21 protein-coding genes are annotated in these 22862 nt (G+C 71.1%); 11 read left to right on the top strand and 10 right to left on the bottom strand.

Annotated elements, in window-relative coordinates; all coding sequences use genetic code 11:
* Positions 1 to 62: 62 nt before the first annotated feature.
* The 5 genes from GA0115234_RS07720 to GA0115234_RS07700 all read right to left on the bottom strand — a co-directional run bounded on the left by GA0115234_RS07720 (position 63) and on the right by GA0115234_RS07700 (position 5113).
* On the bottom strand, positions 63 to 923 hold the full coding sequence (locus GA0115234_RS07720) for a helix-turn-helix domain-containing protein (protein WP_176729098.1): 861 nt from the start codon (positions 921 to 923) through the stop codon (positions 63 to 65).
* Between the two features lie 68 nt (positions 924 to 991).
* Positions 992 to 2149: a hypothetical protein gene (locus tag GA0115234_RS07715; RefSeq protein WP_093540089.1), complete on the bottom strand. Its 1158-nt coding sequence runs from the start codon at positions 2147 to 2149 to the stop codon at positions 992 to 994.
* A 164-nt stretch (positions 2150 to 2313) separates the two neighbouring features.
* Complete coding sequence (locus tag GA0115234_RS07710) at positions 2314 to 3198, bottom strand: universal stress protein (protein WP_093540088.1); 885 nt, start codon at positions 3196 to 3198, stop codon at positions 2314 to 2316.
* 72 nt (positions 3199 to 3270) lie between these two features.
* Entirely contained in the window at positions 3271 to 4296 is a 1026-nt protein-coding gene (locus GA0115234_RS07705; RefSeq protein WP_093540087.1) for an Acg family FMN-binding oxidoreductase, read from the bottom strand.
* A gap of 163 nt (positions 4297 to 4459) precedes the next feature.
* Positions 4460 to 5113 (bottom strand): TetR/AcrR family transcriptional regulator, encoded by a 654-nt coding sequence (locus GA0115234_RS07700; RefSeq protein ID WP_093540086.1) that lies wholly within the window; start codon positions 5111 to 5113, stop codon positions 4460 to 4462.
* 122 nt (positions 5114 to 5235) lie between these two features.
* Between GA0115234_RS07700 and GA0115234_RS07695 the strand changes: the two genes are divergently transcribed.
* A complete protein-coding gene (locus GA0115234_RS07695) occupies positions 5236 to 5793 on the top strand; it encodes an NAD(P)H-dependent oxidoreductase (RefSeq protein ID WP_093540085.1) in 558 nt (185 codons plus the stop codon).
* A 226-nt stretch (positions 5794 to 6019) separates the two neighbouring features.
* Here GA0115234_RS07695 and GA0115234_RS07690 read toward each other — a convergent pair whose 3' ends face one another.
* Positions 6020 to 6610, bottom strand: a complete 591-nt coding sequence (locus tag GA0115234_RS07690) for a hypothetical protein (protein WP_093540084.1) — start codon at positions 6608 to 6610, stop codon at positions 6020 to 6022.
* Between the two features lie 129 nt (positions 6611 to 6739).
* Here GA0115234_RS07690 and hemL point away from each other — a divergent pair, with 129 nt between their 5' ends.
* The 8 genes from hemL to GA0115234_RS07645 all read left to right on the top strand — a co-directional run bounded on the left by hemL (position 6740) and on the right by GA0115234_RS07645 (position 15320).
* Positions 6740 to 8056, top strand: coding sequence for a glutamate-1-semialdehyde 2,1-aminomutase (gene hemL / locus GA0115234_RS07680; RefSeq protein WP_202553440.1), 1317 nt, complete (start codon positions 6740 to 6742; stop codon positions 8054 to 8056).
* Complete coding sequence (locus GA0115234_RS07675; protein ID WP_370804003.1) at positions 8053 to 8790, top strand: histidine phosphatase family protein; 738 nt, start codon at positions 8053 to 8055, stop codon at positions 8788 to 8790. The genes hemL and GA0115234_RS07675 overlap by 4 nt, the downstream gene beginning before the upstream one ends.
* Before the next feature lie 354 nt (positions 8791 to 9144).
* Complete coding sequence (locus tag GA0115234_RS07670; RefSeq protein ID WP_093540082.1) at positions 9145 to 10395, top strand: hypothetical protein; 1251 nt, start codon at positions 9145 to 9147, stop codon at positions 10393 to 10395.
* A 67-nt stretch (positions 10396 to 10462) separates the two neighbouring features.
* Positions 10463 to 11074 carry a TlpA family protein disulfide reductase gene (locus GA0115234_RS07665; RefSeq protein WP_093540081.1) on the top strand — a complete coding sequence of 204 codons (612 nt, stop codon included), beginning with the start codon at positions 10463 to 10465 and terminating at the stop codon, positions 11072 to 11074.
* A gap of 4 nt (positions 11075 to 11078) precedes the next feature.
* Positions 11079 to 11843 (top strand): cytochrome c biogenesis CcdA family protein, encoded by a 765-nt coding sequence (locus GA0115234_RS07660; protein WP_093540080.1) that lies wholly within the window; start codon positions 11079 to 11081, stop codon positions 11841 to 11843.
* Between the two features lie 5 nt (positions 11844 to 11848).
* Positions 11849 to 13657, top strand: a complete 1809-nt coding sequence (locus tag GA0115234_RS07655) for a cytochrome c biogenesis protein ResB (protein WP_093540079.1) — start codon at positions 11849 to 11851, stop codon at positions 13655 to 13657.
* Complete coding sequence (gene ccsB, locus GA0115234_RS07650) at positions 13654 to 14742, top strand: c-type cytochrome biogenesis protein CcsB (RefSeq protein WP_093540078.1); 1089 nt, start codon at positions 13654 to 13656, stop codon at positions 14740 to 14742. Before GA0115234_RS07655 ends, ccsB begins: the two co-directional genes overlap by 4 nt.
* A gap of 50 nt (positions 14743 to 14792) precedes the next feature.
* Entirely contained in the window at positions 14793 to 15320 is a 528-nt protein-coding gene (locus tag GA0115234_RS07645; RefSeq protein ID WP_093540077.1) for an SRPBCC domain-containing protein, read from the top strand.
* Between the two features lie 9 nt (positions 15321 to 15329).
* Here the strand turns inward: GA0115234_RS07645 and GA0115234_RS07640 are convergent, their stop codons facing one another.
* The 4 genes from GA0115234_RS07640 to GA0115234_RS07625 form a co-directional block, all read right to left on the bottom strand.
* Entirely contained in the window at positions 15330 to 16895 is a 1566-nt protein-coding gene (locus tag GA0115234_RS07640) for a hypothetical protein (protein WP_093540076.1), read from the bottom strand.
* The gene (locus GA0115234_RS07635) at positions 16888 to 18984 is read right to left on the bottom strand and encodes a hypothetical protein (protein ID WP_093540075.1); all 2097 of its coding nucleotides are present in this window, start codon (positions 18982 to 18984) and stop codon (positions 16888 to 16890) included. Before GA0115234_RS07635 ends, GA0115234_RS07640 begins: the two co-directional genes overlap by 8 nt.
* Before the next feature lie 125 nt (positions 18985 to 19109).
* Entirely contained in the window at positions 19110 to 19568 is a 459-nt protein-coding gene (locus tag GA0115234_RS07630; RefSeq protein WP_237541124.1) for a nucleoside deaminase, read from the bottom strand.
* A gap of 22 nt (positions 19569 to 19590) precedes the next feature.
* Positions 19591 to 19986: a PLD nuclease N-terminal domain-containing protein gene (locus GA0115234_RS07625; RefSeq protein ID WP_093540074.1), complete on the bottom strand. Its 396-nt coding sequence runs from the start codon at positions 19984 to 19986 to the stop codon at positions 19591 to 19593.
* Between the two features lie 235 nt (positions 19987 to 20221).
* Here GA0115234_RS07625 and GA0115234_RS07620 point away from each other — a divergent pair, with 235 nt between their 5' ends.
* Positions 20222 to 21679: a menaquinone biosynthesis decarboxylase gene (locus GA0115234_RS07620; RefSeq protein WP_093540165.1), complete on the top strand. Its 1458-nt coding sequence runs from the start codon at positions 20222 to 20224 to the stop codon at positions 21677 to 21679.
* The gene (mqnP, locus tag GA0115234_RS07615) at positions 21676 to 22593 is read left to right on the top strand and encodes a menaquinone biosynthesis prenyltransferase MqnP (RefSeq protein WP_093540073.1); all 918 of its coding nucleotides are present in this window, start codon (positions 21676 to 21678) and stop codon (positions 22591 to 22593) included. The genes GA0115234_RS07620 and mqnP overlap by 4 nt, the downstream gene beginning before the upstream one ends.
* Positions 22594 to 22862: the final 269 nt, after the last annotated feature.

Genomic DNA, 22862 nt, shown 5'->3' with positions numbered 1-22862 from the left:
ACCACTGACAACGGGCGGCCGGTCGACGGTGCGTGGCCAACGGGCGGTCGGTCGACGGGAGATCAGTGCGGAGCGAAGGCCGTCGGGGGTACGCCGACCGTGGCCGTGAAGTCCCTGACCAGATGGGCCTGGTCGCTGTAGCCCAGCTCCGCCGCGAGCTCCGCCCAGTCCACCCGCTGCTCCGACTCGGCCCGCTCCAGCGCCTCGTGGATGCGGTAGCGGAGGATGACCCACTTGGGGCCGACGCCCACGTACGCGGCGAAGAGCCGCTGGAGCGAGCGCGACGACAGCCCCTCGGCGTTGGCCAGTTCGTCGACGCGGCGCAGCGTGCGGTCCGTGCGCACCAGGTCGACCAGGGCCATCGCGCGTTCGGCCTGCGGGTCCGGTTCCGGGCCGAGCGCCAGCAGGTACGTGTCGAGCGCAGCCACCCGCGCGTCCTCGTCCGCCGGGCCGAGGACGTCCGACGGCGGGGCGGGCGGGGTGAACACCTCGTCGGCGGGCAGTCGCCGCCCCGTCCACTCCGAGACCGGCCGGTCCGGTGCGAACGGCCGGAATCCGCCGGGCCGGAACTGCACCCCGCAGACCCGGCCCCGGCCCTCCAGCTTCTGGGTGAAGAGCTCCAGCCCGATGCCCGAGACCTCCGCGAACCCGGCGTTCCCGGCGCCCTGGGTGTCCTCCAAGGCCTGCCCGTCCTCGGCACGGGCCGGTCCGTCGCCGCTCCCGTACCGCTGGAAGACCAGGTTCACGGAGGGGTGCGGCACCAGGTGGGAGGCGTACGGCTCGGACAGGTCCCAGTCGATCAGCCAGTAGTGCTCCAGGTACGGCCGCAGCTCGGCGGCGGGCTCACGGCGGCGGAAACGTACCTGGGCGAAGAGCGAGGGGGCGTCGACGATACCCCGGGTGTCGCGTCGTGGTCCGGCCATGGCGGCGATCCTAAAGTGCGCGGATCCGCCGCACCGGCAGCGTGTCGCGGGTCCACCGGGCCGCCGGTCTACCGGCTCCACACATGCAGCGCGTCGTCGGCCTCCGACACCGTGTACCAGGTGCCGTCACCGAGGGCCGTGGGCGCGCCGGACACCGGGAACGGGTACGCGACCTGCGTGGTCACCCGCATCGGTGCCCCGGCCGTGCTCACCAGCCAGTGGCGCGGCTCGCCGTACTCCTCGTCCCGCTCCGACGTACCGGCGACGACGGTCTCCTCGTCGAGGAAGCCGCACGCGTAGTCCCAGAGTGTCTCGTCGGCGTCCTGGTCGTCGGGATCGGCCCCGGGGTGGCGGGGGACGGCGTGCTCGGTGTCGAGCTCGGACAGGACGGAACCGTCGTCGATCCGGTGCACGCCGAGCGTCTCCTCGTAATGAGTCACCGTCAGGAAGCGCTCGCCCGAGGGGCTCACATCCGTCAGGATCCGTTCGTCGTCGCAGAACCGCTCGACAGTGAGCCTTTCGCCGTCCCAGCGGCCCCACAGCATCGGCACCCCGTCCTGCCCCTCGCCCACGCACAGCCCCATCCGGGCGGGGTCGGGGTGCGGGACGTGATCCGAGCCGACCGCCGCCGTCTCCGCGTCCGCCCGGCCGAGGACCCGCCCGTCGGCGGCGTCGATGACCAGCCACTCGTCCAGCGCCTCCGGATCGGGTCCGGACGCGGCGACAGGGCCGCGGATGTGGGCCCACACGAGCGACCCGTCCGCGGAGAACACGGCCGAGCCGCTGTCCGCGTACAGATGCCGGCGGTCGGTCGCGTACTCCTCGTACGTGGTGTGGAGGGTGTGGCAGCTGCCCTCCCAGCACCCGTGTCCGACCTCCCAGCGCACCGCCCCGGACGGGTCCACCGCGCGCACCGCGTGCACCCCGGCGAAGACCGCGAGGCCGCGGTCCGGCGCCACCGTGGAGCTGCCGAAGCGGCGGGGCCAGGGCGCGGGGAAGCGGACCGCCGCTGTGTCCGGGGTGCCGGGGTCGACCGCGACCAGCTCGTCGTCGCCACGCTGGACGAGCAGACGCCGACCGGCCGCGGGCTTCCTGGCACCGGCTGCCGGCTCCCCGTCACGGGGCGCGGGCCACCGCAGGAACCGTGGGGCGTCGGCCGTGTCCCGCGTACGGTCCAGCGGTGCGGTGTGCGTGGTGACAAGGTGTGCTGCGGTGGCATCGGCCATGGGGCGGGCCCTCCCCCTCGTGCGTGAGCGCATCGACGCGACTCGACTCGATGCGACTCGACTCGATGCGACGCGACTCGATTGAATCGGACGCTCGACTCGCATTGAATCGAACGTGAGTGCAACGGTACGAGGAGAACCGTACGGCCGCGGCCTCGCGCGCATCAGCTCCGGGGCGTGTCCGGGACGACGGCGACCGGGCAGGGCGCGTAATGCAGCACCGCGTGGTCGACCGGGCCCAGTTGGAGTCCGTGCCATCCGCTGCTCCGCCGGGCGCCGACGACCAGCAGCTCCGCGCCCTCGGCCGCTTCGATCAGGACCTGGTGCGCCGGTCCCTGTGTCACCGACCGGTGGACGACGGTTGCGGAACCGTCCTGTCCGGTCAGCGCGTCCAGGACCGTTCCGAGGTGCTCCTCGGCCTCTCGGCGGTGTGCGGAGGCGGCGGAGCCCGGGAGGGGCGGACGGTTCAGGAGCGCGTGCGCGGGGCTGCGCCAGGCCCGTACGGCGATCAGCTCGCCGTGGCGCGACGCGGCCTGGGCCAACGCGAAGACGGCGGCGGGAGCCGGTTCGGCGGCGTCGCCGATCCCGAGGACGACGCGGCCGGGCTCCGCCGGGGTGCGCGGCGGCCTCGCCGGGATCACCACGACCGGGCAGTGGGACCGCCCGGCGAGCGCCAGCCCGACGGACCCCAGGAGCATTCCGGCGATCCTGCCCCGGCCCCGGGACCCCAGGACGACCACGGCCGCCTCGTGGCTCTCCCGTACGAGCGCGGCGACCGGGTCCTCGGGCTGCACATCGGCGACCACGTCCACCTCGGGCCGCAGGCCCCGTACGCGGTCGCGGGCCGAGTCGACGAGACGCTCGGCGAGGACCTGTTCGACGGGGTGCTCGGGGTCGACGGGCGGCCGCAGCCCCTCGTAGTGCTCCCACAGCGACGCGTGCACGATGCGCAGGGGGAGCCGGGAGCGCGCCGCCTCCGCCGCCGCCCAGTCCAGCGCCCGGAGACTGCTCTCCGATCCGTCCATTCCGACGACCACGGGGAGCCGCATCGCTCCCACCGCCTTCTCTGCTCGGATCCGGCCGGGCCCGCGCGCATGGTTCGGGCGCTCTCCCCGGCGTCTCTACGGTTCGATCGTCAGCACCCGGTCCAGAGGGCGGCGTGGTGTGCGGGGGCCGTTGGGCCCGTATCCCAGCCGGATGATCATCTGGGGGTGTCCAGTGCCGTGGACCGGGTCGCGCAGGACCCAGCGCAGGTCGGGCCATTCGAGGGGCTGGGTCGCGAACGAGGTGGATACCGCGTCCAGCGTGGCGGTGAGCAGGACGCGTTCCAGGGCCTGGCCGGCGCGCAGCCAGTCCGCCGGACGGTCGCCCCCGGTGCTCAGCAGGGCCAGCTGCGGCTGGTGCTCGAACGGGACGCGGGCCCGGCCGGGGACGGGGACGCTGCCGGCGAAATCGCGGTTGGTCGCCCGCTCGGCGGCATCGCGGGGGCCGAAGGCGTAGTCGGGGATGCCGTCGACCGGCGCGTCGGTCTTCGTGTACCGGGCCCAGTGCTCCTGCTCGGCCTCCCGCGCCGGGTCGCCGCGGTCGTACCCCTCGGCGTCCCGGATCAGACCGAGCACGGTCTCCAGATGGGGCCCGGCCAGGAACACGAGGTCGGCGCCCTCGGCGCGTGCCGCGCGGACGAGGCGGGCGCGTACGTCGTCGGGGATCGCCTGCTCGTCGAACGGGTAGCGGCTGGTGTGCCGGTTCGCGATCGCGGGGTGGAGGGCGCGGAGCGCCTCCTCGGCCCGTCCGCCGGAGGCGTCGGGGCCGTCGTCCAGGCGCACGCCGGGGCCGTCGTCCAGGCGTACGGAGGCCAGGAGGACCGGATCCGACGGGTCCGGCAGCAGCGTGGTGGCCGCGTCCAGGCCGTGGTGGGCGGCGGACACACGCAGGTTCAGCAGGGCCGCGCCGCAGCCCACGTGAAGGGCGCGGCCGGTGGGGTCGGCCTCCGGCATCCGGCGCTCGAAGTCGGCCCGGAGGGCGAGGGTGCGGCTGCGGTGCCCGTAGCGGAACAGCCAGGGCTGGGCGTTGTGCATGGACGGTGCGGCGGTGGCGTCGGCGACGAGCTCGGTCACCACGGCGTCGGTGAGCGCCTGGGCGGACATCGGACCCCCGGAGGTCGGGAACTTTCGATGTCTCTCCAGCATGTATCAAGTCCCGCCGCGGCGATACGGGACTTTCGCCCTGAAGGGGATGTTTCCCGCATGCCGGGCGGATAGCACATACGGCCTGGCCTCGTGGTCCGGCATCACTGCCCGGCGCCGGTGGCTACGCGGTCGCCCCGAGCCGGGTGACCAGGTGGTGCCAGGCCTCCTCCAGCCGCTCCAGCGGCATACCGCGTTCGACGGTGAGGTGGTGGACGAGGGCGGTGTCGATGGAGCCGAGCAGGGTGTGTGCGAGCGGCTCCGGATCGCCGGGCACGCCCGCCTGCCGCAGCAGCAGCGCGAGGTGGTTGAGGCGCAGGTGGAACGCCGGGACGGCGTAGTGGCGCAGCGCGTCGGTCCGGCTGGCCAGGATCAGCGGGTGGTGGTCGCGTTCGTGGCGCAGGACGGCGGGCCCGAAGGCGTGCAGCCGCTCCGCCGCCGACGCGTCGGGGCCCAGTGGGGGCGGCCCGGAGAGGAAGGCGGCCTGGAGCTGCTTCTCCCGGTGGTCCAGGAGCGCGAGCAGCAGTCCGGCCCGGTCGCCGAAGCGCCGGAAGACGGTTCCCTTGCCCACCCCCGCCGCGGCGGCCACCGACTCCATGGTCAGCTCCGCCGCTCCGCATCCGGACAGGAGCCGGGAGGCGGCGTCCAGCAGGAGCGTGCGGTTGCGCGCCGCGTCCGCGCGCAGCTGAGGGGGTTCGTCGGTCGGGGCGAGCGGGAGGTTCGTCCGCGTTCCTCCGGGTTCGGGCAGCCTCGGAGCAGGGGTATCGGGGCCGGTCATGGTCTCAGCGTAGCGCCCGGGAAGAACAAGTGGACCGTGGTCCGTTTAGGTGGTACAACTTTAAACGGACCACGGTCCGCTTGATTGACGTATCTGCCTTTCCGCCTCCCGGGAGTACCCCCATGTCCGTACGCATCCTCGCGCTCGTCGGCAGCCTCCGCGCCGGCTCGCACAACCGTCAGCTCGCCGAAGCCGCCGCCAAGCACGCCCCCGCGGGCGCCGAGATCGAGCTCTTCGAGGGCCTGGCCGACGTGCCCTTCTACAACGAGGACATCGACGTCGAGGGAAGCGTCCCGGCCGCCGCCGCCCGGCTGCGTGAGGTGGCCGGGGGCGTCGACGCGTTCCTGCTGTTCTCGCCCGAGTACAACGGCACCATGCCGGCCGTCCTGAAGAACGCCATCGACTGGCTGTCGCGCCCGTACGGCGCCGGCGCCATCTCCGGCAAGCCGGTCGCCGTGGTCGGCACCGCCTTCGGTCAGTACGGCGGCGTCTGGGCGCAGGACGACGTCCGCAAGTCCGCCGGGGTCGCCGGTGGCGTGGTCCTGGAGGACGTCAAGCTGTCGATCCCCGGCTCCGTGACGCGCTTCGCCGACACCCACCCCGCCGACGACGCCGAGGTCGTCACCGCGCTCACCGAGGTCATCGAGAAGGTGAGCTCGGCCGCCGCGGTGGCCGCCTGATCTGCCGCGTACACGGCGGCGGTGGTGCGGGCGAGGATGCCGTGCCACCGCCGCTCAGCGTCTGCCGTGCGGCCCGCCCGACGGCACCCCGGAGCCGCCCTGCGACCCTGCGGCAGGGCGGCTGCCCGTACGTAACGGCTTACGTAACGGCTTACGTAACGGCTACGGACGGCGTACGGAACGGCTTACGCAGCGGCTACGGACTGCGTACGGAACGCGCCCCGGATCAGGGCCAGACCAGGCAGTACGCCTGATGCCCCGCGTCGTGCAGGCGGTGGCTGAAATCCTGCCATTCGTGCAGGAGTTGGTAGACGTTGTACGCGTTGCTCGGACCGCCGCGGTCCGGGACCGTGGACCAGATGAACGCCGCGGCGCCCACCGACTCCTCGCCGACGCCGCGCAGCGGGTCGACGACCGTCATCGGAAGCTTGACCACCGCGTAGTCGGGGTGCAGCACGACCAGTTCGAGCGGCGGGACCTTGTGCAGAGGTATGCCCTGTATTCCGGTGAGGACCATCGCCGCCACCGTCTCCGGCTTGATCTTGGTGAACATGCCGCCCATGCCCAGTTCGTCGCCGCCGAGCTCCTCGGGGCGCATCGAGATGGGCACACGTGCCGCGGTGGCCCCGTCGGGGGCACCGAAGTACTTGTAGGTCACCCCCACCCGGCCACCACTCCTGCTTCCGGCTTCGCCACCCTGCGGACCAGTGGCCCGTATGCCTTGCTCGCGCTCCGCCTCACGCCGGTGCCGACCCCGCCGGGCAGGCTCGGGCCCCAGGTCGTCGGTCCCTTCGCCCACTCCGCCACCGCGATGCATATCTCATCCACCCGACTACTACTTAGGAGACACAGCCCCCGCCGCGCAACCCGATCATCGTGTCAGTGACCTCCCCCACGGGCGTGCGGTGAAACACCTGTCCGCAAGACCGTCCGTGGCTCTGACACCATGGCTTGTGTGAGCTTTCCCTATGACGCCCCAGTTTCGCAGACGCTTTTCGACCGCGCGTCCCTCGTGACGCCCGGCGGCGTGAACTCTCCCGTCCGTGCCTTCCGGGCCGTGGGCGGTACGCCCCGCTTCATGGTGTCCGGCAGCGGTCCGTACCTCACCGACGCCGATGGCCGCGAGTATGTCGACCTCGTGTGCTCGTGGGGGCCGATGATCCTCGGCCACTCCCACCCGGAGGTCATCGCCGCAGTCCAGGAGGCTGTCGCCCGCGGCACCTCGTTCGGTACGCCCGGTGAGGGCGAGGTCGCGCTCGCCGAGGAGATCGTGGCCCGGGTCGAGCCCGTGGAGCAGGTGCGACTGGTGTCGTCCGGCACCGAGGCGACCATGTCCGCGATCCGTCTCGCCCGCGGATTCACCGGCCGGGCCAAGGTGGTGAAGTTCGCCGGCTGCTACCACGGCCACGTCGACGCGCTGCTCGCCGCCGCCGGTTCCGGGGTCGCGACCTTCGGCCTGCCGGACACCCCGGGGGTCACCGGCGCCCAGGCCGGCGACACGATCGTGCTGCCGTACAACGACCTGGACGCGGTCCGCGAGGCGTTCGCCGCGCACCCCGGCGAGATCGCCTGTGTGATCACCGAGGCCTCGCCGGGCAACATGGGCGTCGTGCCGCCGCTGGACGGTTTCAACGCCGGGCTCAAGGAGCTCTGCGCCGCGGGCGGTGCGCTCTACATCTCCGACGAGGTCATGACCGGGTTCCGTACCTCGAAGGCCGGCTGGTTCGGCGTCGACGGGGTGCGGCCCGACCTGATGACCTTCGGCAAGGTCATGGGCGGCGGCTTCCCGGCCGCGGCCTTCGGCGGGCGCGCGGACGTGATGGCGCACCTCGCCCCGGTCGGCCCCGTCTACCAGGCGGGCACCCTCTCCGGGAACCCGGTCGCCACCGCCGCCGGTCTCGCCCAGCTGCGGCTGCTCGACGACGCGGCGTACGCCACGGTGGACGCGGTCTCCGCAGAGATCCGCGGCCTGGTCAGCGAGGCACTCGCCAAGGAGGGCGTGGCGCACACGGTGCAGGCGGCGAGCAACATGTTCTCCGTCTTCTTCACCGACCGGCCGGTGCGGAACTACGAGGACGCGAAGAAGCAGGAAGCTTTCCGCTTCACCGCGTTCTTCCACTCGCTGCTGTCCCAGGGCGTCTACCTGCCGCCGTCCGCCTTCGAGTCGTGGTTCGTCTCGACGGCGCACGACACGCAGGCCGTCGAGCGCATCGCCGCCGCTCTGCCCGCCGCCGCCCGCGCCGCCTCGGAGGCCACCGCATGAGCGAGAACGGAAGCCAGGAGGCCGAGGGCAGCCGCGAGGCCGACGGCGGCGGTCGCAAGGACAAGGACATCACCGTCGTCCACCTGATGCGGCACGGCGAGGTGCACAACCCGGAGGGCGTGCTCTACGGGCGCCGCCCCGGCTACCACCTCTCCGAGCTCGGCCGGCAGATGGCCGACCGGGTCGCCGAGCACCTGGCGGCGCGCGACATCACCCATGTCGTCGCCTCCCCGCTGGAGCGCGCCCAGGAGACGGCCACGCCGATCGCCGGCACGCACGGCCTGGAGCTGGCCACCGACCGGCGGCTCATCGAGGCGGCCAACGTCTTCGAGGGCAAGACCTTCGGCGTCGGCGACGGCGCGCTGCGCAAGCCGGACAACTGGAAGCACCTGACGAACCCGTTCCGGCCGTCGTGGGGCGAGCCGTACATCGAGCAGGTCGTACGGATGATGGGCGCGCTGGACGCCGCGCGCGACGCGGCACGCGGCCACGAGGCGGTGTGCGTCAGCCACCAGCTGCCGATCTGGATCGTGCGGAGCTTCGTCGAGCGGCGGCGGCTCTGGCACGACCCGCGCAAGCGGCAGTGCACCCTCGCCTCGCTGACCAGCTTCACGTACCAGGGCGACAAGATCGTGTCGGTCGGTTACACCGAGCCGGCGCGGGACCTGGTGCCGGCGCATCTGCTGGCCGGGGCGAAGCCGGTGAAGGGGAAGTCGAAGGCGTTCGGCGCGTAGCCCGCACGGGCCGGCGGGGCGGGGTGCGGGGGCCCCGGACCCGGGTGCCGGAGGCTGGTTCGTCCCCGGTTCGCGTGGTGTCCTCGATCGCCGGACGGGCTCGATTCCTCGCCCGTCCGGCGATTTCGCGCCGCCCGATGGTCGGCCCCCACCCGGTGATCGCTGTCCTCGGTGGTGGTGTGAAGCGCCGCTCCCACCCCATGCCATCTGCTAGGTCATACGTTCGGTCATGGCCGGGGTCTGGTAACGCAAAGAATCATGTGCTAAATCGCGGAACCCCCGTGTTGATTCCTCCATCTAAGCCTTCGCCAGTTTGTATGGACTTGAGGCAAAACGACCGCAGATGGGGTAATAATGCGCGACATCAGCCGAAGGGGTCTGCTCGGAGCCGGGCTTGGAGCCGCTGCCGCCATCGGAGTGGCGGGCTGCGGCGCCTTCGGCTCCTCCGATTCGGGCCGGTCGGGGACCACGGGGGAGAAGGGGTCCGACGGAAACACGCGCGGGACCGGGTCCGCGAAGAAGGACGTCCGGAAGATCGGGGACGGTTCCACCGCTGACACCGGCAAGCAGCCGCACCAGCCCGCCAAGCCCGTCCCGCTCGAACCCGGCCAGACGCCGCCGCAGTTCGTGATCTTCTCCTGGGACGGCGCCGGCGAGGTCGGCAACGGGCTCTTCCCGCGCTTTCTGGAACTCGCCAAGGATCATGACGCGGCGATGACCTTCTTCCTGTCCGGGCTCTATCTGCTGCCCGAGTCGAAGAAGTCCATGTACCGGCCGCCCAACAACCCGATCGGCGCTTCCGACATCGGATATCTCACCGATGCCCACATCAAGGCGACGCTGAAGAACGTCCGTCAGGCCTGGCTCGACGGGCACGAGATCGGAACCCACTTCAACGGTCATTTCTGCAGCGGTTCCGGATCGGTCGCGAACTGGTCCTCCGCCCAGTGGCAGAACGAAATCGACCAGGCGGTCTCCTTCGTCACCGAATGGCGCACGAACACCGGCTGGACCGACCTCGATCCACTGCCTTTCGACTACCGCAAGGAACTGGTCGGCGGTCGTGCCCCCTGTCTGCTCGGGCAGGAGAATCTGCTGCCCACGGCGAGCAAGCTCGGCTGGCGCTACGACGCCAGCTCGCCCGGTGGCACCCAGGTCTGGCCCAAGAAGCGGGAGGGCGTCTGGGACCTGCCGCTCCAGGCCATGCCGTTCCCGGGGCACACCTTCGAAGTCCTCTCGATGGACTACAACATCCTCGCCAACCAGTCGCTGAATTCGACCAAGGGCATGCCCTCGCGTTATCCCGAATGGCGCAAGCAGGCCACCCAGTCGTACCTCGCCGGTTTCAACCGCGCGTACTCGTCGAACCGTGCGCCCTTCTACATCGGAAACCACTTCGAGGAGTGGAACGGCGGCATCTACATGGACGCCGTCGAGGAAGTGCTCAAGAAAATCGCGGGCAAGCCGGATGTGCGCCTCGTCTCCTTCCGGCAGTTCGTCGACTGGCTCGACGTCCAGACCCCGGCCGTGCTCGACAAGCTCCGCTCGCTGGAGGTCGGACAGTCGCCCGAAGGCGGCTGGAACGCCTTCTTTAAACAAGCCTGACAACGGGCTTTACGGGCACCGAGGGGGGTGCCAGAGATCGCCGAAACCGCCATGCGAAACTTTTCACATGAGCTATGGCCGCGCACCCCGACGCCGCTTCACCCTGCTCGCCGCCCCCGCTGCGGCCGCCGCACTCGCCCTCACGCTGACCGCGTGCGGCGGGGACGGCAACAAGGCCGGAGGCGGTGGCAACACGAACTTCGTCACGGGCAGTGGCGGGATCTCGACCGTGGACAAGGGCGACCGCAAGGCCGCGCCGAAGCTGAACGGCGAGACCCTCGACGGCAAGCAGCTCGACGTCGCCGACTACAAGGGCAAGGTCGTCGTGCTGAACCTGTGGGGCTCGTGGTGCGGGCCCTGCCGCCTTGAGGCCCAGTACTTCTCCCGGGTGGCGAAGGAGACGAAGGACAAGGACGTCCAGTTCGTCGGGATCAACACCCGGGACTCCAAGAAGGGCCCCGCGATCAGCTTCGAGAAGGACTACGGGGTTCCCTACCCCAGCCTCTACGACCCGGTCGGCAAGCTCATTCTGCGCTTCCCCAAGGGCACGCTGCGTCCGCAGGCCATTCCGTCGACCGTGGTCCTGGACCGGGACGGCAAGATCGCCGCCCGCTCCCTGGCCGCCCTCGACTCCGACAAGCTGCACAAGATGATCGACCCGCTGATCGCGGAGAAGTGATTCCGTGCACACCCTTGCCGCGCTCCAGGGCGAGAACTCGACGATCGTGGACGGGGCGCTGATCGTCGCCCTGCCCCTCGCCGTGCTCGCCGGGCTCGTCTCGTTCTTCTCGCCGTGCGTCCTGCCGCTCGTCCCCGGCTACCTCAGCTACGTCACCGGGGTCAGCGGCACGGACCTGGCGCAGGCCCGGCGGGGGCGGATGGTCGCGGGCGCCTCGCTCTTCGTACTCGGCTTCACCGCCGTGTTCGTCTCCGGCGGCGCCCTCTTCGGCTTCTTCGGCCAGACCCTCCAGGAGCAGAGCGGGATCCTCACCAAGATCCTCGGCGTGCTGATGATCCTGATGGGGATCTTCTTCATGGGCCTGATGCCCTGGATGACCCAGCGCGAATTCCGCATCCACAAGAGGCCGGTGACCGGGCTGGCGGGCGCGCCGCTGCTGGGCGCCCTCTTCGGGATCGGCTGGACCCCCTGTCTCGGCCCGACGCTCAGCTCGGTGAGCATCCTCGCGATGGACCAGGGCACCGCCGGACGCGGGGCGATACTGACCATCGCGTACTGCCTCGGCCTCGGCGTCCCCTTCGTGCTTGCCGCGGTCGCCTTCCGCAAGGCGCTCGGCGCGTTCGGCTGGGTCAAGCGGCACTACGCGTGGGTCATGCGCATCGGCGGCGTCATGATGATCGCGACCGGTCTCCTCCTGCTGACCGGGGTGTGGGGCACGATGATGCAGCAATTGCAGAGCTGGTCCAACGGCTTCACGGTGGGGATCTGAGTTCCATGAGCAACACCAAGTCCAACCCCCCCGCCCCGGAGCGCGAGCGCCGGGACGAGCGGAAGGCGCGGGACGAGCGGGACCGGGAGAACGCCCGCGAGCTGGGCGCGGCCGGTTCCCAGCTCTCCACCGCCCCGAGCGAGGAGAGCGCGGCCGGTCTGCCCGCCATGGGCGTCATCGGCTGGTTCCGCTGGTTCTGGCGGCAGCTCACCTCGATGCGGGTCGCGCTGATCCTGCTCTTCCTGCTGTCGCTCGGCGCCATCCCCGGCTCGCTGATCCCGCAGAACAGCGTGGACGAGATGAAGGTGGAGACCTTCAAGAAGGCCCACACCACCGTCTCGCCGCTCTACGAGAAGCTCCAGTTCTTCGACGTCTACAGCTCGGTGTGGTTCTCCGCGATCTACATCCTGTTGTTCGTCTCGCTCATCGGCTGCATCGTGCCGCGCACCGGCCAGTTCATCGGCCAGCTGCGCAGCCGGCCGCCGGGCGCCCCCAAGCGCCTGACCAGGCTGCCCGCGTACACCACCTGGCGCACCGGGGCAGAGCCCGAGCGGGTCCGCGAGGCGGCGCTCGCGATGATGCGGAAGCGGCGCTACCGCGCACACGCCGTGGGCGACGCCGTCGCCGCGGAGAAGGGCTATCTGCGCGAGGCCGGGAACCTGGTCTTCCACGTCGCCCTGATCGTGATGCTGGTGGCGTTCGCCTACGGGCAGCTCTTCAAGTCCGAGGGCGGCAAGCTGATCGTCGAGGGCGACGGCTTCTCCAACACGATCACCCAGTACGACGACTTCAAGTCCGGTTCGCTCTTCGACGACGACTCGCTCGCCCCGTTCAGCTTCACGCTCGACAAGTTCATCGGTACGTACGAGCGCCGCGGCCCCCAGATCGGTACGCCCAGGACCTACGAGGCCCATGTGACGTACGAGAAGGGCGCGTACGGCAAGCCGCAGAAGACCGTCATCAAGGTCAACGAGCCCCTCGTCGTCGACGGCACCAAGGTCTATCTCAACGCCCACGGCTACGCGCCGGTCGTCTCGGTCAAGGACGGCAGGGGCAAGGAGGTCTACCGGAGCCCGGTGCCGCTGCTGCCCATCGACAACAACGTCACCTCGACCGGTGCGATCAAGGTCTTCGACGGCTACCGCGACAAGAACGGCAAGAAGACCCAGCTGGGCTTCCAGGCGTTCTTCGTGCCGACCTTCGCGGGCAACGGCAAGGGCACGATGTTCTCGCAGTTCCCGGCCGCCGACATGCCCGTACTGGCACTCAACGGCTACTACGGCTACCTCGGGCCCGACTCCGGGCTGGCGCAGAACGTGTACCAGCTGGACAAGTCCAAGATGAAGGAGTTCAAGGACGCCGACGGCAAGCAGCTCAAGCAGCGCCTGCTGGTCGGCGAGACGATGAAGCTGCCCGACGGCGCGGGCTCCATCACCTTCGAGGGCATCCAGGAGTGGGCCAGCTTCCAGATCTCCGAGCAGCCCGCCAGCGGCTGGGCGCTCACCGGAGCCGTCGCCGCGATCGCCGGACTCGCGGGCTCGCTCTTCATCCAGCGGCGCCGGGTCTGGGTGCGGGTGACCCCCGGCGCGGACGGCGTCACGGTCGTCGAAATGGCGGGTCTCGGCCGCAGCGAGTCCGCGAAGCTGCCCGAGGAGCTGGCCGACCTCGCGGTCACGCTCATCGCCTCGGCGCCCACGGCGCCCGAGGCCGATGCCGCGCCCGGCACCGATACCGAGCCCGGTTCATCCCCCGAACCGGATTCCGACTCCGTCGAAGAATCCTCCGAAGAACCTGCCGAAGGGGCTGAGAAGTGAATCTCGCCGCCGCAACCAACGAGAACCTGGCGCACACCAGCAATGTGCTGATCTATTCGTCGATGGCCGTCTACACCCTGGCCTTCTTCGCACACATCGCGGAGTGGGTGTTCGGCAGCCGCAGCAAGGTCGGCCGCACCGCCGCCGCGCTGACGGGGGCCGAGGGCGCGGACGCCGCCGGCTCGGTGAAGGTGCAGGTCGCGCAGCAGGGCGGCGGCACCGCCGTACTGGACCGGCCGAAGATCATCACGCGCGCGGCGGCCGGATCCCGCGACGTACCGGACGGGCCCGGCGCGGCCGGCGGCACGTTCAAGGGCGATCTGTACGGGCGGATGGCGGTCTCCATGACCGTGCTCGCCTTCCTCGTACAGGCCGCCGGGGTGGTCGCCCGCGCACTGTCCGTGCAGCGTGCCCCCTGGGGCAACATGTACGAGTTCTCGATCACCTTCTCCACGGTGGCGGTCGGCGCGTACCTGACCCTGCTGGTGCTGAAGAAGAACGTCCGCTGGATGGGCCTGATCCTGGTCACCGCCGTCCTGCTGGACCTCGGCCTCGCGACCACGGTGCTCTACACCTCCAGTGACCAGCTGGTGCCCGCGCTGCACTCGTACTGGCTGTGGATCCACGTCTCCACCGCCATCATCTGCGGCGCCGTGTTCTTCATCGGCGGCATCGGCACCCTGATCTACCTCTTCCGCGACAGCTACGAGAACAAGCTCGCCAACGGACAGCAGCCGGGAGCGTTCGCCCAGTCCGTGCTCTCCCGGATGCCGTCCGCGTCGAGCCTCGACAAGTTCTCGTACCGGATCAACGCGGCCGTCTTCCCGCTGTGGACGTTCACGATCATCGCGGGCGCCATCTGGGCGGGTGACGCCTGGGGCCGCTACTGGGGCTGGGACCCCAAGGAGGTCTGGTCCTTCATCACCTGGGTCGCGTACGCCTGCTACCTGCACGCCCGCGCCACCGCCGGCTGGAAGGGCCGCAAGGCCGCCTACCTGGCGCTGATCGCCTTCGGCTGCTGGCTCTTCAACTACTACGGCGTCAACATCTTCGTCACCGGCAAGCACTCCTACGCCGGCGTCTGATCCCGTCACACAAGGGTGCGGATTCCGCACCACCGGGCCACGCTGGAACCATGACCGATGCGACCCCCGTCATCGAGCCCGGCACCAGCGAGACCCACGGTGACCTGCACACCCTGAGGTTCACGCTACGGCTGCCCCACCCCGTTCCGCGGGTGTGGGCAGCCGTCGCCAGTTCCGGGGGGCTGCCCGGCTGGCTCGCCGCCGCCGACCCCTTCGAGCCGCGCATGGGCGGGGCGATCACGCTCCACTGGCTCACCACCGACCAGGAGGGCCACGCCACGGTCGCCTCCGGCACCGTCACCGCCTGGGACATCGAGCGGATCGCCGAGTACACCCTCGACGGGCTCCACGGCCGGGTCCGCTTCCATCTGGAGCCCCCGCGCGGCGACCATGTGCTGCTGCGGTTCACCAACGAGTTCCGGGGCGACGACGAGCTGCGCCTCGACTGCCTGGCGGGCTGGCACGACCACTTCCGCTATCTCGTGGACGCGCTCGACGGATACCCCGCCGACTGGTCGAAGTGGACCCCGGTCCGGTGGGCCGGGCTGCGCGAGGAGTACGTGGCCGCCGAGCGGTGAGCAGCGGGGTCAGGGCGCCGAGGAGGGCGGCAGGCAGGTCGCGTCCGGCGGCGTGCGCTCCGGCCAGGCGAGCGCCACGAACCGCTGACCGGCGTCCTCGGGCGCCAGCTCCACCACCGGAACCGCCTTGTTGTACGGGTTGCCGTGGTTGTCCAGGCAGATCCAGCCGCTGGCCCCCGACACCTTCAGTGAGCCCTTCACCCGGGGCCACTGCTCGCCCACGTCCGCGAGCTGCGGCAGCCGCTTGCCGTCCGGGGTCGCCTGCCGGATGGCGTGCACCGCCAGGGCCATCGCGTCGTGCGCGATGATGATCTGGCCGTCGGTCAGGGCCCGGTGGTCCGTGGGGCCGATCGGGCCCGCGGGCTTCTTCGACACCGTGGCCAGCAGCTCCAGGAAGTCCCGGTAGTCCGCCGGGGACCCGCCCGTCGTCGCCCCGCCCTTCCCCGGGGCAGCCGCCCAGGCGTCCGGGTGCGCCAGCGAGGCATAGCGGACGGTCACCTTCCGGCGGAGCGCGCTCCGGTCGAGCTTCTTGTCGCTGCCGAGGTACGAGCCCTCGTCGCCGGTCAGGATCGTGAACGCGCGGTTCTGGCAGCCACGGGCCCCGAGCGCGTTGATGAACTGCCGCAGCTGGACGTGGCGGCCGGCGAAGAACACCGTCTCCGCGTCCGTGTCACAGATCAGATGGGTGATCTGCTGGAAGGTGTTGGCCGTGGTGCCCTCGTCGTTGGGGTCGCTGCGCGAGGTGAACAGCTCCGGCTGGTAGCGGGTGCCCTTGACCAGCGAGGTGAAGGCCGCCCGCAGCGTGTCCGTGTAGTGGTCCCCGGTCCTGGTGTCCTGCACCAGCAGTGCCTTGTCCGCCTTGACCCGCCCGAAGTGGGCCAGGGCGCGCGCCTCGTCCCGGTTGGTCGGCGAGACCCGCGCCAGGCCGGGGAACGGGTCGCCCTTCGCGCCGTTGGCGATGTCGTCGGCGGTGATCGTGGTGCCGACGACCGCGATGTGCGCGGCGGTCAGCTCCTTGACCGCCGACTTGACCTGCGTACTGCTGGTGGCGACCCCCGACACGGCCCGCAGATGGTCCGGGGCCCCGGTCATCCCCTTCAGCCGGTCCACCGTCGGCCGCCACAGCAGGTTGTTCTTCCCGGTGTTGGCGAGCACCAGCCGGATCTTCGGCACCTGGTCGTTGGAGAGGCGGTTGGCCCGGTACTGCGCGGCGAACGCGCCCTGCAGCTCGTGCTGCATCTTCGTCCGCATCGCCGCGTCCGAGGACGTCAGCGGCAGCAGCAACGCGACCGTCGCGTACCGGCCGGGCTCCAGGGTGTCGTTCTCCCGGTCGATGGCCGCGGCGACCCCGGCCAGCTCCGACTGCCCGAAGTCGTAGCCGTCACCGGAGACGCCGACGCACTCGTCACTGCCCTGCGGCCGCTCGACCCCCGGCGCGCAGGAGCGGTCCTCGGGGGCGGTGAGCCGCCCGATGCCGTACCAGCCGGACGTGATCAGCAGGGCGCCCACCACCGCCGAGGTGACGACCTTCTGCCGCGCCGTGTACCAGAGGCGGTAGCGCAGTGGATTACGCATCGGGCCCGCCGTTCCCCCGCCCGCCCGCGCCCGGCTCGCCCGGCGGCATGGACAGCGGCCGCCAGGCCCTGATGTCCCGGGGCCAGTGCGTGGCCGCGTCCCACAGCAGGCTGTTGCCCGTCGGATGTCTGCCGGACAGTTGCCGCAGTTCGTGCGCCATCTTGTCGGTCACCTCTTCGTCCGGCAGGGCCAGCGGATCGGACAGCAGCCATACGCCGTGCAGCAGCCGGCGCAGCAGTACGTGCAGCTCCGCGGCCGACGGTTCGAGCCCTCGCGGCACCGTGTTGTCCGCCCGGCCGAGCGCGACCGCGCGCCGGGGATCGGGGCCGGCGGACCCCCGGGTGCGCGGGTACGGTGCCGAGGCGACGAAGCGCAGCAGCGCGAGCCACGCCGACACGTCCGGTTCGTCGAACCGGAGCCGCAGATGTCCCACGCACGTCTCCGCGTCACCCAGCACCAGCTTCTGGTGCAGCAGATGCGGGACGCTCGGGTGGCGGCCGCCGGGGGCGTACGCCCCGCGCAGCGAGACATGCACGGCCTGCCAGACCGCGTAGGACGGATGGTCGCCGTCCTGGAACCGCAGGCGGTGCAGGAGCAGCGACCGCAGCAGCGGATCGGCGACGAAGTGGCCGCGCCCGACGGGCCAGTCGTCCGCCCGCAGCGCATCACGCATCCGCAGTGCCACATCGCCGTCCGGCGACCCCCGGCCGAGACGGCTCCCCGCCAGCAGCCGCGCCGAGTCCTCGCCGTGCGCGGCGGCCAGCACGGAGAGGAAGTCCAGCCGCTGTTCGGCCCCCGGCAGCAGCCGCGTCAGCAGCTCGTCCGCCACCTGCGCCGGTGCCCGGTCCTCGCGCACCTCCACCATGAGGTCCAGCAGCGATCCCGGCACCAGCGACGCGGGCTCCGCCGCCTCGCCCGCCGCCAGCGCCAGCAGCTCCACCGCCAGCGGACGCCCGCCCGTCAGCCGGTGCACACCACGGGCCAGCCCGGCCGGGATGCGGCCCGCCCGGTCGTGCCGGTCGAACGCGGAGCGCACCTGCTCCGGATCGAGCGGGGTCAGCTCCACGGCCAGGATCCCGGACGTCACCCCCGTCCCCCTGGACCAGCGCGAACCGTGCGCCACCTCCGGCAGCCGCCGCCGTACCGCATGGCTCAGCCCCTCATGGTCCCGGACCCGGGAGGAGGCGAACACCGCGATCCGGTCCCGGGCCCCGGCGGCCCGCTGCCGGAGCAGCGGCTCCACCAGCTGCCGGCCCAGCGGGGTGTGCGCGTTGTCGATCAGCAGCACCGGGCGGCCCCGGCGGGCGCCCCAGGCCAGCCCCCCGTACGCCGCGACCAGGTCCGCGGCCAGCGCGAGCACCAGATGGTCCTCGGCCCGGCGGCGCAGATCAGCGCCGCGCTCGAAGTCGACCGCCAGCTGACGCAGCCCGATCCGGCCGTTGCCGCCCGCGTGCGGATAGCTTCCGTACCAGTCCGCCGAACGGCGCTGGAAGCGGCTGAACGATTCCTCCAGGACCGTCTCGATGGTGGCTTCCGCGATCATCCCGGCCATCGGGGCCATCGAGTCGAAGGCGTTGGCGGCCAGCTTCGTCAGCACTTTGGTGACCCAGCCGGTCGCCGCGTCCCCGCGGCCGTCGACGGTCGCCAGGATCGGGCCGAGCGACTGCAGGTCCCGCCGCGCCCGTGTCTCGTCCTCGCGGGTCCAGGAGATGGAGGCGACCGCCACGAGCCCGAGGCTCAGCCGGGGGAACGACACCGGACGCGCGGCGTGCACCCTCGCCGTCAGCTGGGTGGCGAACTCCGGCAGCGCCCCGGTCACCGGGGTCCAGCCGGGCCCCGCGTCCTCGGGCGCCACGACGGTCTCGCAGTCGATCAGGGCGACCGGGGTGATCTCCCGGTACAGATGGCGCAGCTGCTTGAGGACGGCCGTCTTGCCCATGCCGCGACCGCCGGTCAGCACGGCGACCGGGGGATCGTCGCGGTGCTCGTAGGCGACCCGGGCGGAGCCGTACGGAGTGAGGCCGGTCAGGCGCGCGGCAAGTCCGTCGTCGTCGAAGATCGCCTCGCGTCCGTACAGCTCTCTCTCCACAGCACCCCCAGCGTCGACGCTCCATCCGATCTGTCACACCGTCAACACGAGGATATAGCCCGGGTGTTGGGGAGTGGAGAGGATTTTCGAACGTCTTGAGGGGGTGTGCGGCGGGGGACGGGGGATCAGCCGGCGCCGATGTCCTCGTTCCAGAGATCGGGGTGGTCCCGGACGAAATCCCGCATGAGCGCGACGCATTCGGCGTCGTCGAGCAGCACGATCTCCACGCCGTGCCAGGCCAGCCAGTCGTGCCCGCCGCGGAACGTCCGCGCCTCGCCGATCACCACCCGGGAGATCCCGAACTGCCGCACGAGGCCGCTGCAGTACCAGCAGGGGGAGAGCGTCGTCGCCATCGTCGTACCCCGGTACGAGCGCTGCCGCCCGGCCGCGCGGAAGGCCGCGGTCTCCGCGTGCAGGGAGGGATCGCCGTCCTGGACGCGCCGGTTGCGCCCCCGGCCGAGGAGGGCGCCGTCCGGCCCGTACAGGGCGGCGCCGATGGGCACCCCGCCCTCGGTGAGTCCGGTACGGGCCTCCGCGAGGGCGATGGCGAGCATGTCCGCGTCGTCCATGGCCACGCCGTTCATACGGTCCTCCCGGTCCGGGGGGCTACTCGCCCGAGGGGCTCGGGCTCTCCCCGTTCTCGCGGCGCTTCAGCTCCTCCTCGCGGCGGCGCAGATCGGCCTCCCAGTCCTTGAGGAGCGACTCGTCCTTCTTGTTCTCTTCCTTCAGCGCGTTCAGGAACTCCGGATTGTCGTCCGGTGCCACCCACCGCGAACGGTGGTTGCGGTGCCATTCGGACGGTGTACGGCCTCCGGCGGGCGCGTGGCGCGTCTTGCCGGCGGCCAGCCAGACGATCGGGCCGACGATCCAGAACAGCAGGATGATGAAGACCCAGGCGATCTTCGGCAGGTGCTTGGCCTCGTCCTCGGGGGTGTTCAGGCAGTCGATGAACGCGTAGATCGTCAGCGCCAGAGGCAGGAGATAGATCAGAGCCCGGAACATGGTGGAAAAGTCCCCCTGCGGAGAGTTGGCGGGGCTTGTCCCGCCCCGGTTGGGGCCCAGCGTAGCCGGTGTCCGTGACATATCACGGCGAGCGGGGTGAACCGGCGGCGAGCGGGCCGGACCACCGGATTCCCGGTGCGCGGGGCGGCATCGTACGGCCGGGATGGGGAGCCCCGGCGGCCGCCGGGGTGGGGCACCCCGGGTGATCGCCAACGGTGATGACAAACTGGACGGCATGGCTTACGACGATCTTCGTTCCCTCCTCCGGGCCCTGGAGCGCGAGGGCGAGCTCAAGCGCATCAAGGCCGAGGTCGACCCCTATCTGGAGGTCGGCGAGATCGTCGACCGGGTGAACAAGGCGGGCGGCCCCGCGCTGCTCTTCGAGAACGTCAAGGGGTCCTCGATGCCCCTGGCCATGAATGTCTTCGGGACCGACAAGCGGCTGCTCAAGGCGCTCGGGCTGAAGTCCTACGCCGACATCAGCGACAGGATCGGCGGGCTGCTCAAGCCGGAGCTGCCGCACGGCTTCGTCGGGGTGCGGGAGGCCTTCGGCAAGCTCGGCTCGATGGTGCACGTGCCGCCGAAGAAGGTGAAGCAGGAGAGCGCCCCGGTGCAGGAGGTGGTCCTCACCGGCGACGACGTGGACCTGGATCTGCTGCCCGCGCTCTTCACCTGGCCCGAGGACGGCGGCTCCTTCTTCAACCTGGGGCTCACGCACACCAAGCACCCGGAGACCGGCGTACGGAACCTGGGGCTGTACCGGCTCCAGCGTCACGACCGCCGCACCATCGGGATGCACTGGCAGATCCACAAGGACAGCCGCAACCACTACCAGGTCGCCGCCAAGCGCGGCGAGCGGCTGCCGGTCGCCATCGCGTTCGGCGCCCCGCCCGCCGTGACGTACGCCTCCACCGCGCCACTGCCGGGGGACATCGACGAGTACCTCTTCGCCGGGTTCATCCAGGGCAAGCGGATCGAGATGGTCGACTGCAAGACCGTGCCGCTCCAGGTCCCGGCGCAGGCCGAGGTCGTCATCGAGGGCTGGCTGGAGCCCGGGGAGATGCTTCCCGAGGGGCCGTTCGGCGACCACACCGGCTTCTACACGCCGCAGGAACCGTTCCCCGCGCTGACCATCGACTGCGTGACCATGCGGAAGCGTCCGCTGCTCCAGTCGATCGTGGTGGGCCGGCCGCCGACCGAGGACGGGCCGCTGGGGCGGGCCACCGAGCGGTTCTTCCTGCCGCTGCTCAAGATCATCGTGCCGGACATCGTGGACTACCACCTGCCGGAGGCGGGCGGCTTCCACAACTGCGCGATCGTCTCGATCGACAAGAAGTACCCGAAGCACGCCCAGAAGGTGATGAGCGCCATCTGGGGTGCGCACATGATGTCGCTGACCAAGCTGATCGTGGTCGTGGACTCCGACTGCGATGTCCACGATCTGCACGAGGTGGCGTGGCGCGCCCTCGGCAATACGGACTACGCGCGGGACCTGACGGTCTCCGAGGGGCCCGTCGACCATCTCGACCATGCCTCCTACCAGCAGTTCTGGGGTGGCAAGGCGGGCATCGACGCGACGAAGAAGTGGCCCGAGGAGGGCTATACCCGGGACGGGGGCTGGCCGGACATGGTCGAGTCCGACCCGGAGACGGCGGCGAAGGTCGACCGCCGGTGGAAGGAATACGGACTGTGAGCGCCGCCGAAGCAGCACTGGGCTCCGGGCCCGTACAACCGAGCAGCAAGGTCAAGGCGTTCCTGCGGCTCGTGATGATCGAGCACTCGGTCTTCGCGCTGCCCTTCGCGTACATCGCCGCCCTGACCGCGATGTTCCAGGCGGACGGGTCCATCCAGTGGGTCACCCTGCTGCTGGTCACGGTCGCGATGGTGGGGCTGCGGACCTTCGCGATGGCCTGCAACCGGATCATCGACCGGGAGATCGACGCCCGTAACCCGCGCACCGCGAGCCGGGAGCTGGTCACCGGTGCGGTCTCGGTGAGGTCGGCGTGGACGGGGGCGCTCGTCGCCGTCGTGGTCTTCCTTGGCGCGGCCGCGCTGCTGAACCCGCTCTGCCTGGCGCTCGCGCCGGTCGCCGTCGTACCGATGGTGGTCTATCCGTACGGGAAGCGGTTCACCCACTACCCGCACGCCATCCTCGGTCTCGCGCAGGCGATAGGGCCGGTCGGCGCCTGGCTGGCGGTGACCGGCAGCTGGTCGTGGGACGCGGTGATCCTCGGCCTCGCGGTCGGGATCTGGATCGGCGGCTTCGACCTGATCTTCGGCTGCCAGGACGTCCAGGCGGACCGGGCGCACGGGGTGCTGTCGGTGCCGGCCCGATTCGGCATCCCGGCCGCGCTGTGGGGCGCGCGGGTCTGCCACGCGGTGACGACCGGGCTGCTGGTGTGGTTCGGGCTGGCCACGGAGGCCGGGCTGTTCTACTGGATCGGCATGGTGATCGTCGCCGTCGCGTTCGTGTACGAGCACCGGGTGGTGCGGCCGCACGATCTGTCCCGGCTGAACCGGGCGTTCTTCTCGGTCAACGGGTTCATCGGCATCGCGCTCTTCGCGTGCGCGCTGCTGGATCTGCTGGTGCGGGGCCTGACCGTCTGAGCCCGCACGGGGGCGTGGCAGACGGATCCGGGTCCTCGTTCGTTCTCGATGGGGGCTGCTCCGGGCCCTCGTTCTCGACGGGCGGCTGCCCCGGGCGTGGCGGGTTGACGAGGCAGGCCGGCTGTCGTGGTCAAGGACCGCCGCGTCACGGCTCCGTCGCAGTGGGCCGCGGGCTTCTACGGGCGCGGAACGGTGGTGGGAACCGCTGTTCCGGCACGGCGCGGTGCGCCCTGTCCGGCCCCCGTTTCCCTTGGCGGACGGCGGCAGGG

It is taken from the genome of Streptomyces sp. DvalAA-43 (genome assembly GCF_900091725.1).
Lineage (GTDB): Bacteria > Actinomycetota > Actinomycetes > Streptomycetales > Streptomycetaceae > Streptomyces > Streptomyces pulveraceus.
The sequence above is the reverse complement of the archived record's forward strand: the minus strand, read 5'-3'. Positions and strand labels throughout refer to the sequence as shown.

Coding starts and splice junctions, on each gene's coding strand:
- GA0115234_RS07720 (WP_176729098.1), bottom strand. CDS start 923: ATGGCCGGACCACGACGCGACACCCGGGGTATCGTCGACGCCCCCTCG.
- GA0115234_RS07665 (WP_093540081.1), top strand. CDS start 10,463: ATGAGCTATGGCCGCGCACCCCGACGCCGCTTCACCCTGCTCGCCGCC.
- GA0115234_RS07700 (WP_093540086.1), bottom strand. CDS start 5,113: ATGACCGGCCCCGATACCCCTGCTCCGAGGCTGCCCGAACCCGGAGGA.
- GA0115234_RS07645 (WP_093540077.1), top strand. CDS start 14,793: ATGACCGATGCGACCCCCGTCATCGAGCCCGGCACCAGCGAGACCCAC.
- GA0115234_RS07625 (WP_093540074.1), bottom strand. CDS start 19,986: ATGTTCCGGGCTCTGATCTATCTCCTGCCTCTGGCGCTGACGATCTAC.
- GA0115234_RS07695 (WP_093540085.1), top strand. CDS start 5,236: ATGTCCGTACGCATCCTCGCGCTCGTCGGCAGCCTCCGCGCCGGCTCG.
- hemL (WP_202553440.1), top strand. CDS start 6,740: ATGGCTTGTGTGAGCTTTCCCTATGACGCCCCAGTTTCGCAGACGCTT.
- GA0115234_RS07640 (WP_093540076.1), bottom strand. CDS start 16,895: ATGCGTAATCCACTGCGCTACCGCCTCTGGTACACGGCGCGGCAGAAG.
- GA0115234_RS07690 (WP_093540084.1), bottom strand. CDS start 6,610: ATGCATCGCGGTGGCGGAGTGGGCGAAGGGACCGACGACCTGGGGCCC.
- GA0115234_RS07675 (WP_370804003.1), top strand. CDS start 8,053: ATGAGCGAGAACGGAAGCCAGGAGGCCGAGGGCAGCCGCGAGGCCGAC.
- GA0115234_RS07655 (WP_093540079.1), top strand. CDS start 11,849: ATGAGCAACACCAAGTCCAACCCCCCCGCCCCGGAGCGCGAGCGCCGG.
- GA0115234_RS07705 (WP_093540087.1), bottom strand. CDS start 4,296: ATGTCCGCCCAGGCGCTCACCGACGCCGTGGTGACCGAGCTCGTCGCC.
- GA0115234_RS07715 (WP_093540089.1), bottom strand. CDS start 2,149: ATGGCCGATGCCACCGCAGCACACCTTGTCACCACGCACACCGCACCG.
- GA0115234_RS07620 (WP_093540165.1), top strand. CDS start 20,222: ATGGCTTACGACGATCTTCGTTCCCTCCTCCGGGCCCTGGAGCGCGAG.
- GA0115234_RS07710 (WP_093540088.1), bottom strand. CDS start 3,198: ATGCGGCTCCCCGTGGTCGTCGGAATGGACGGATCGGAGAGCAGTCTC.
- GA0115234_RS07630 (WP_237541124.1), bottom strand. CDS start 19,568: ATGAACGGCGTGGCCATGGACGACGCGGACATGCTCGCCATCGCCCTC.
- GA0115234_RS07670 (WP_093540082.1), top strand. CDS start 9,145: ATGCGCGACATCAGCCGAAGGGGTCTGCTCGGAGCCGGGCTTGGAGCC.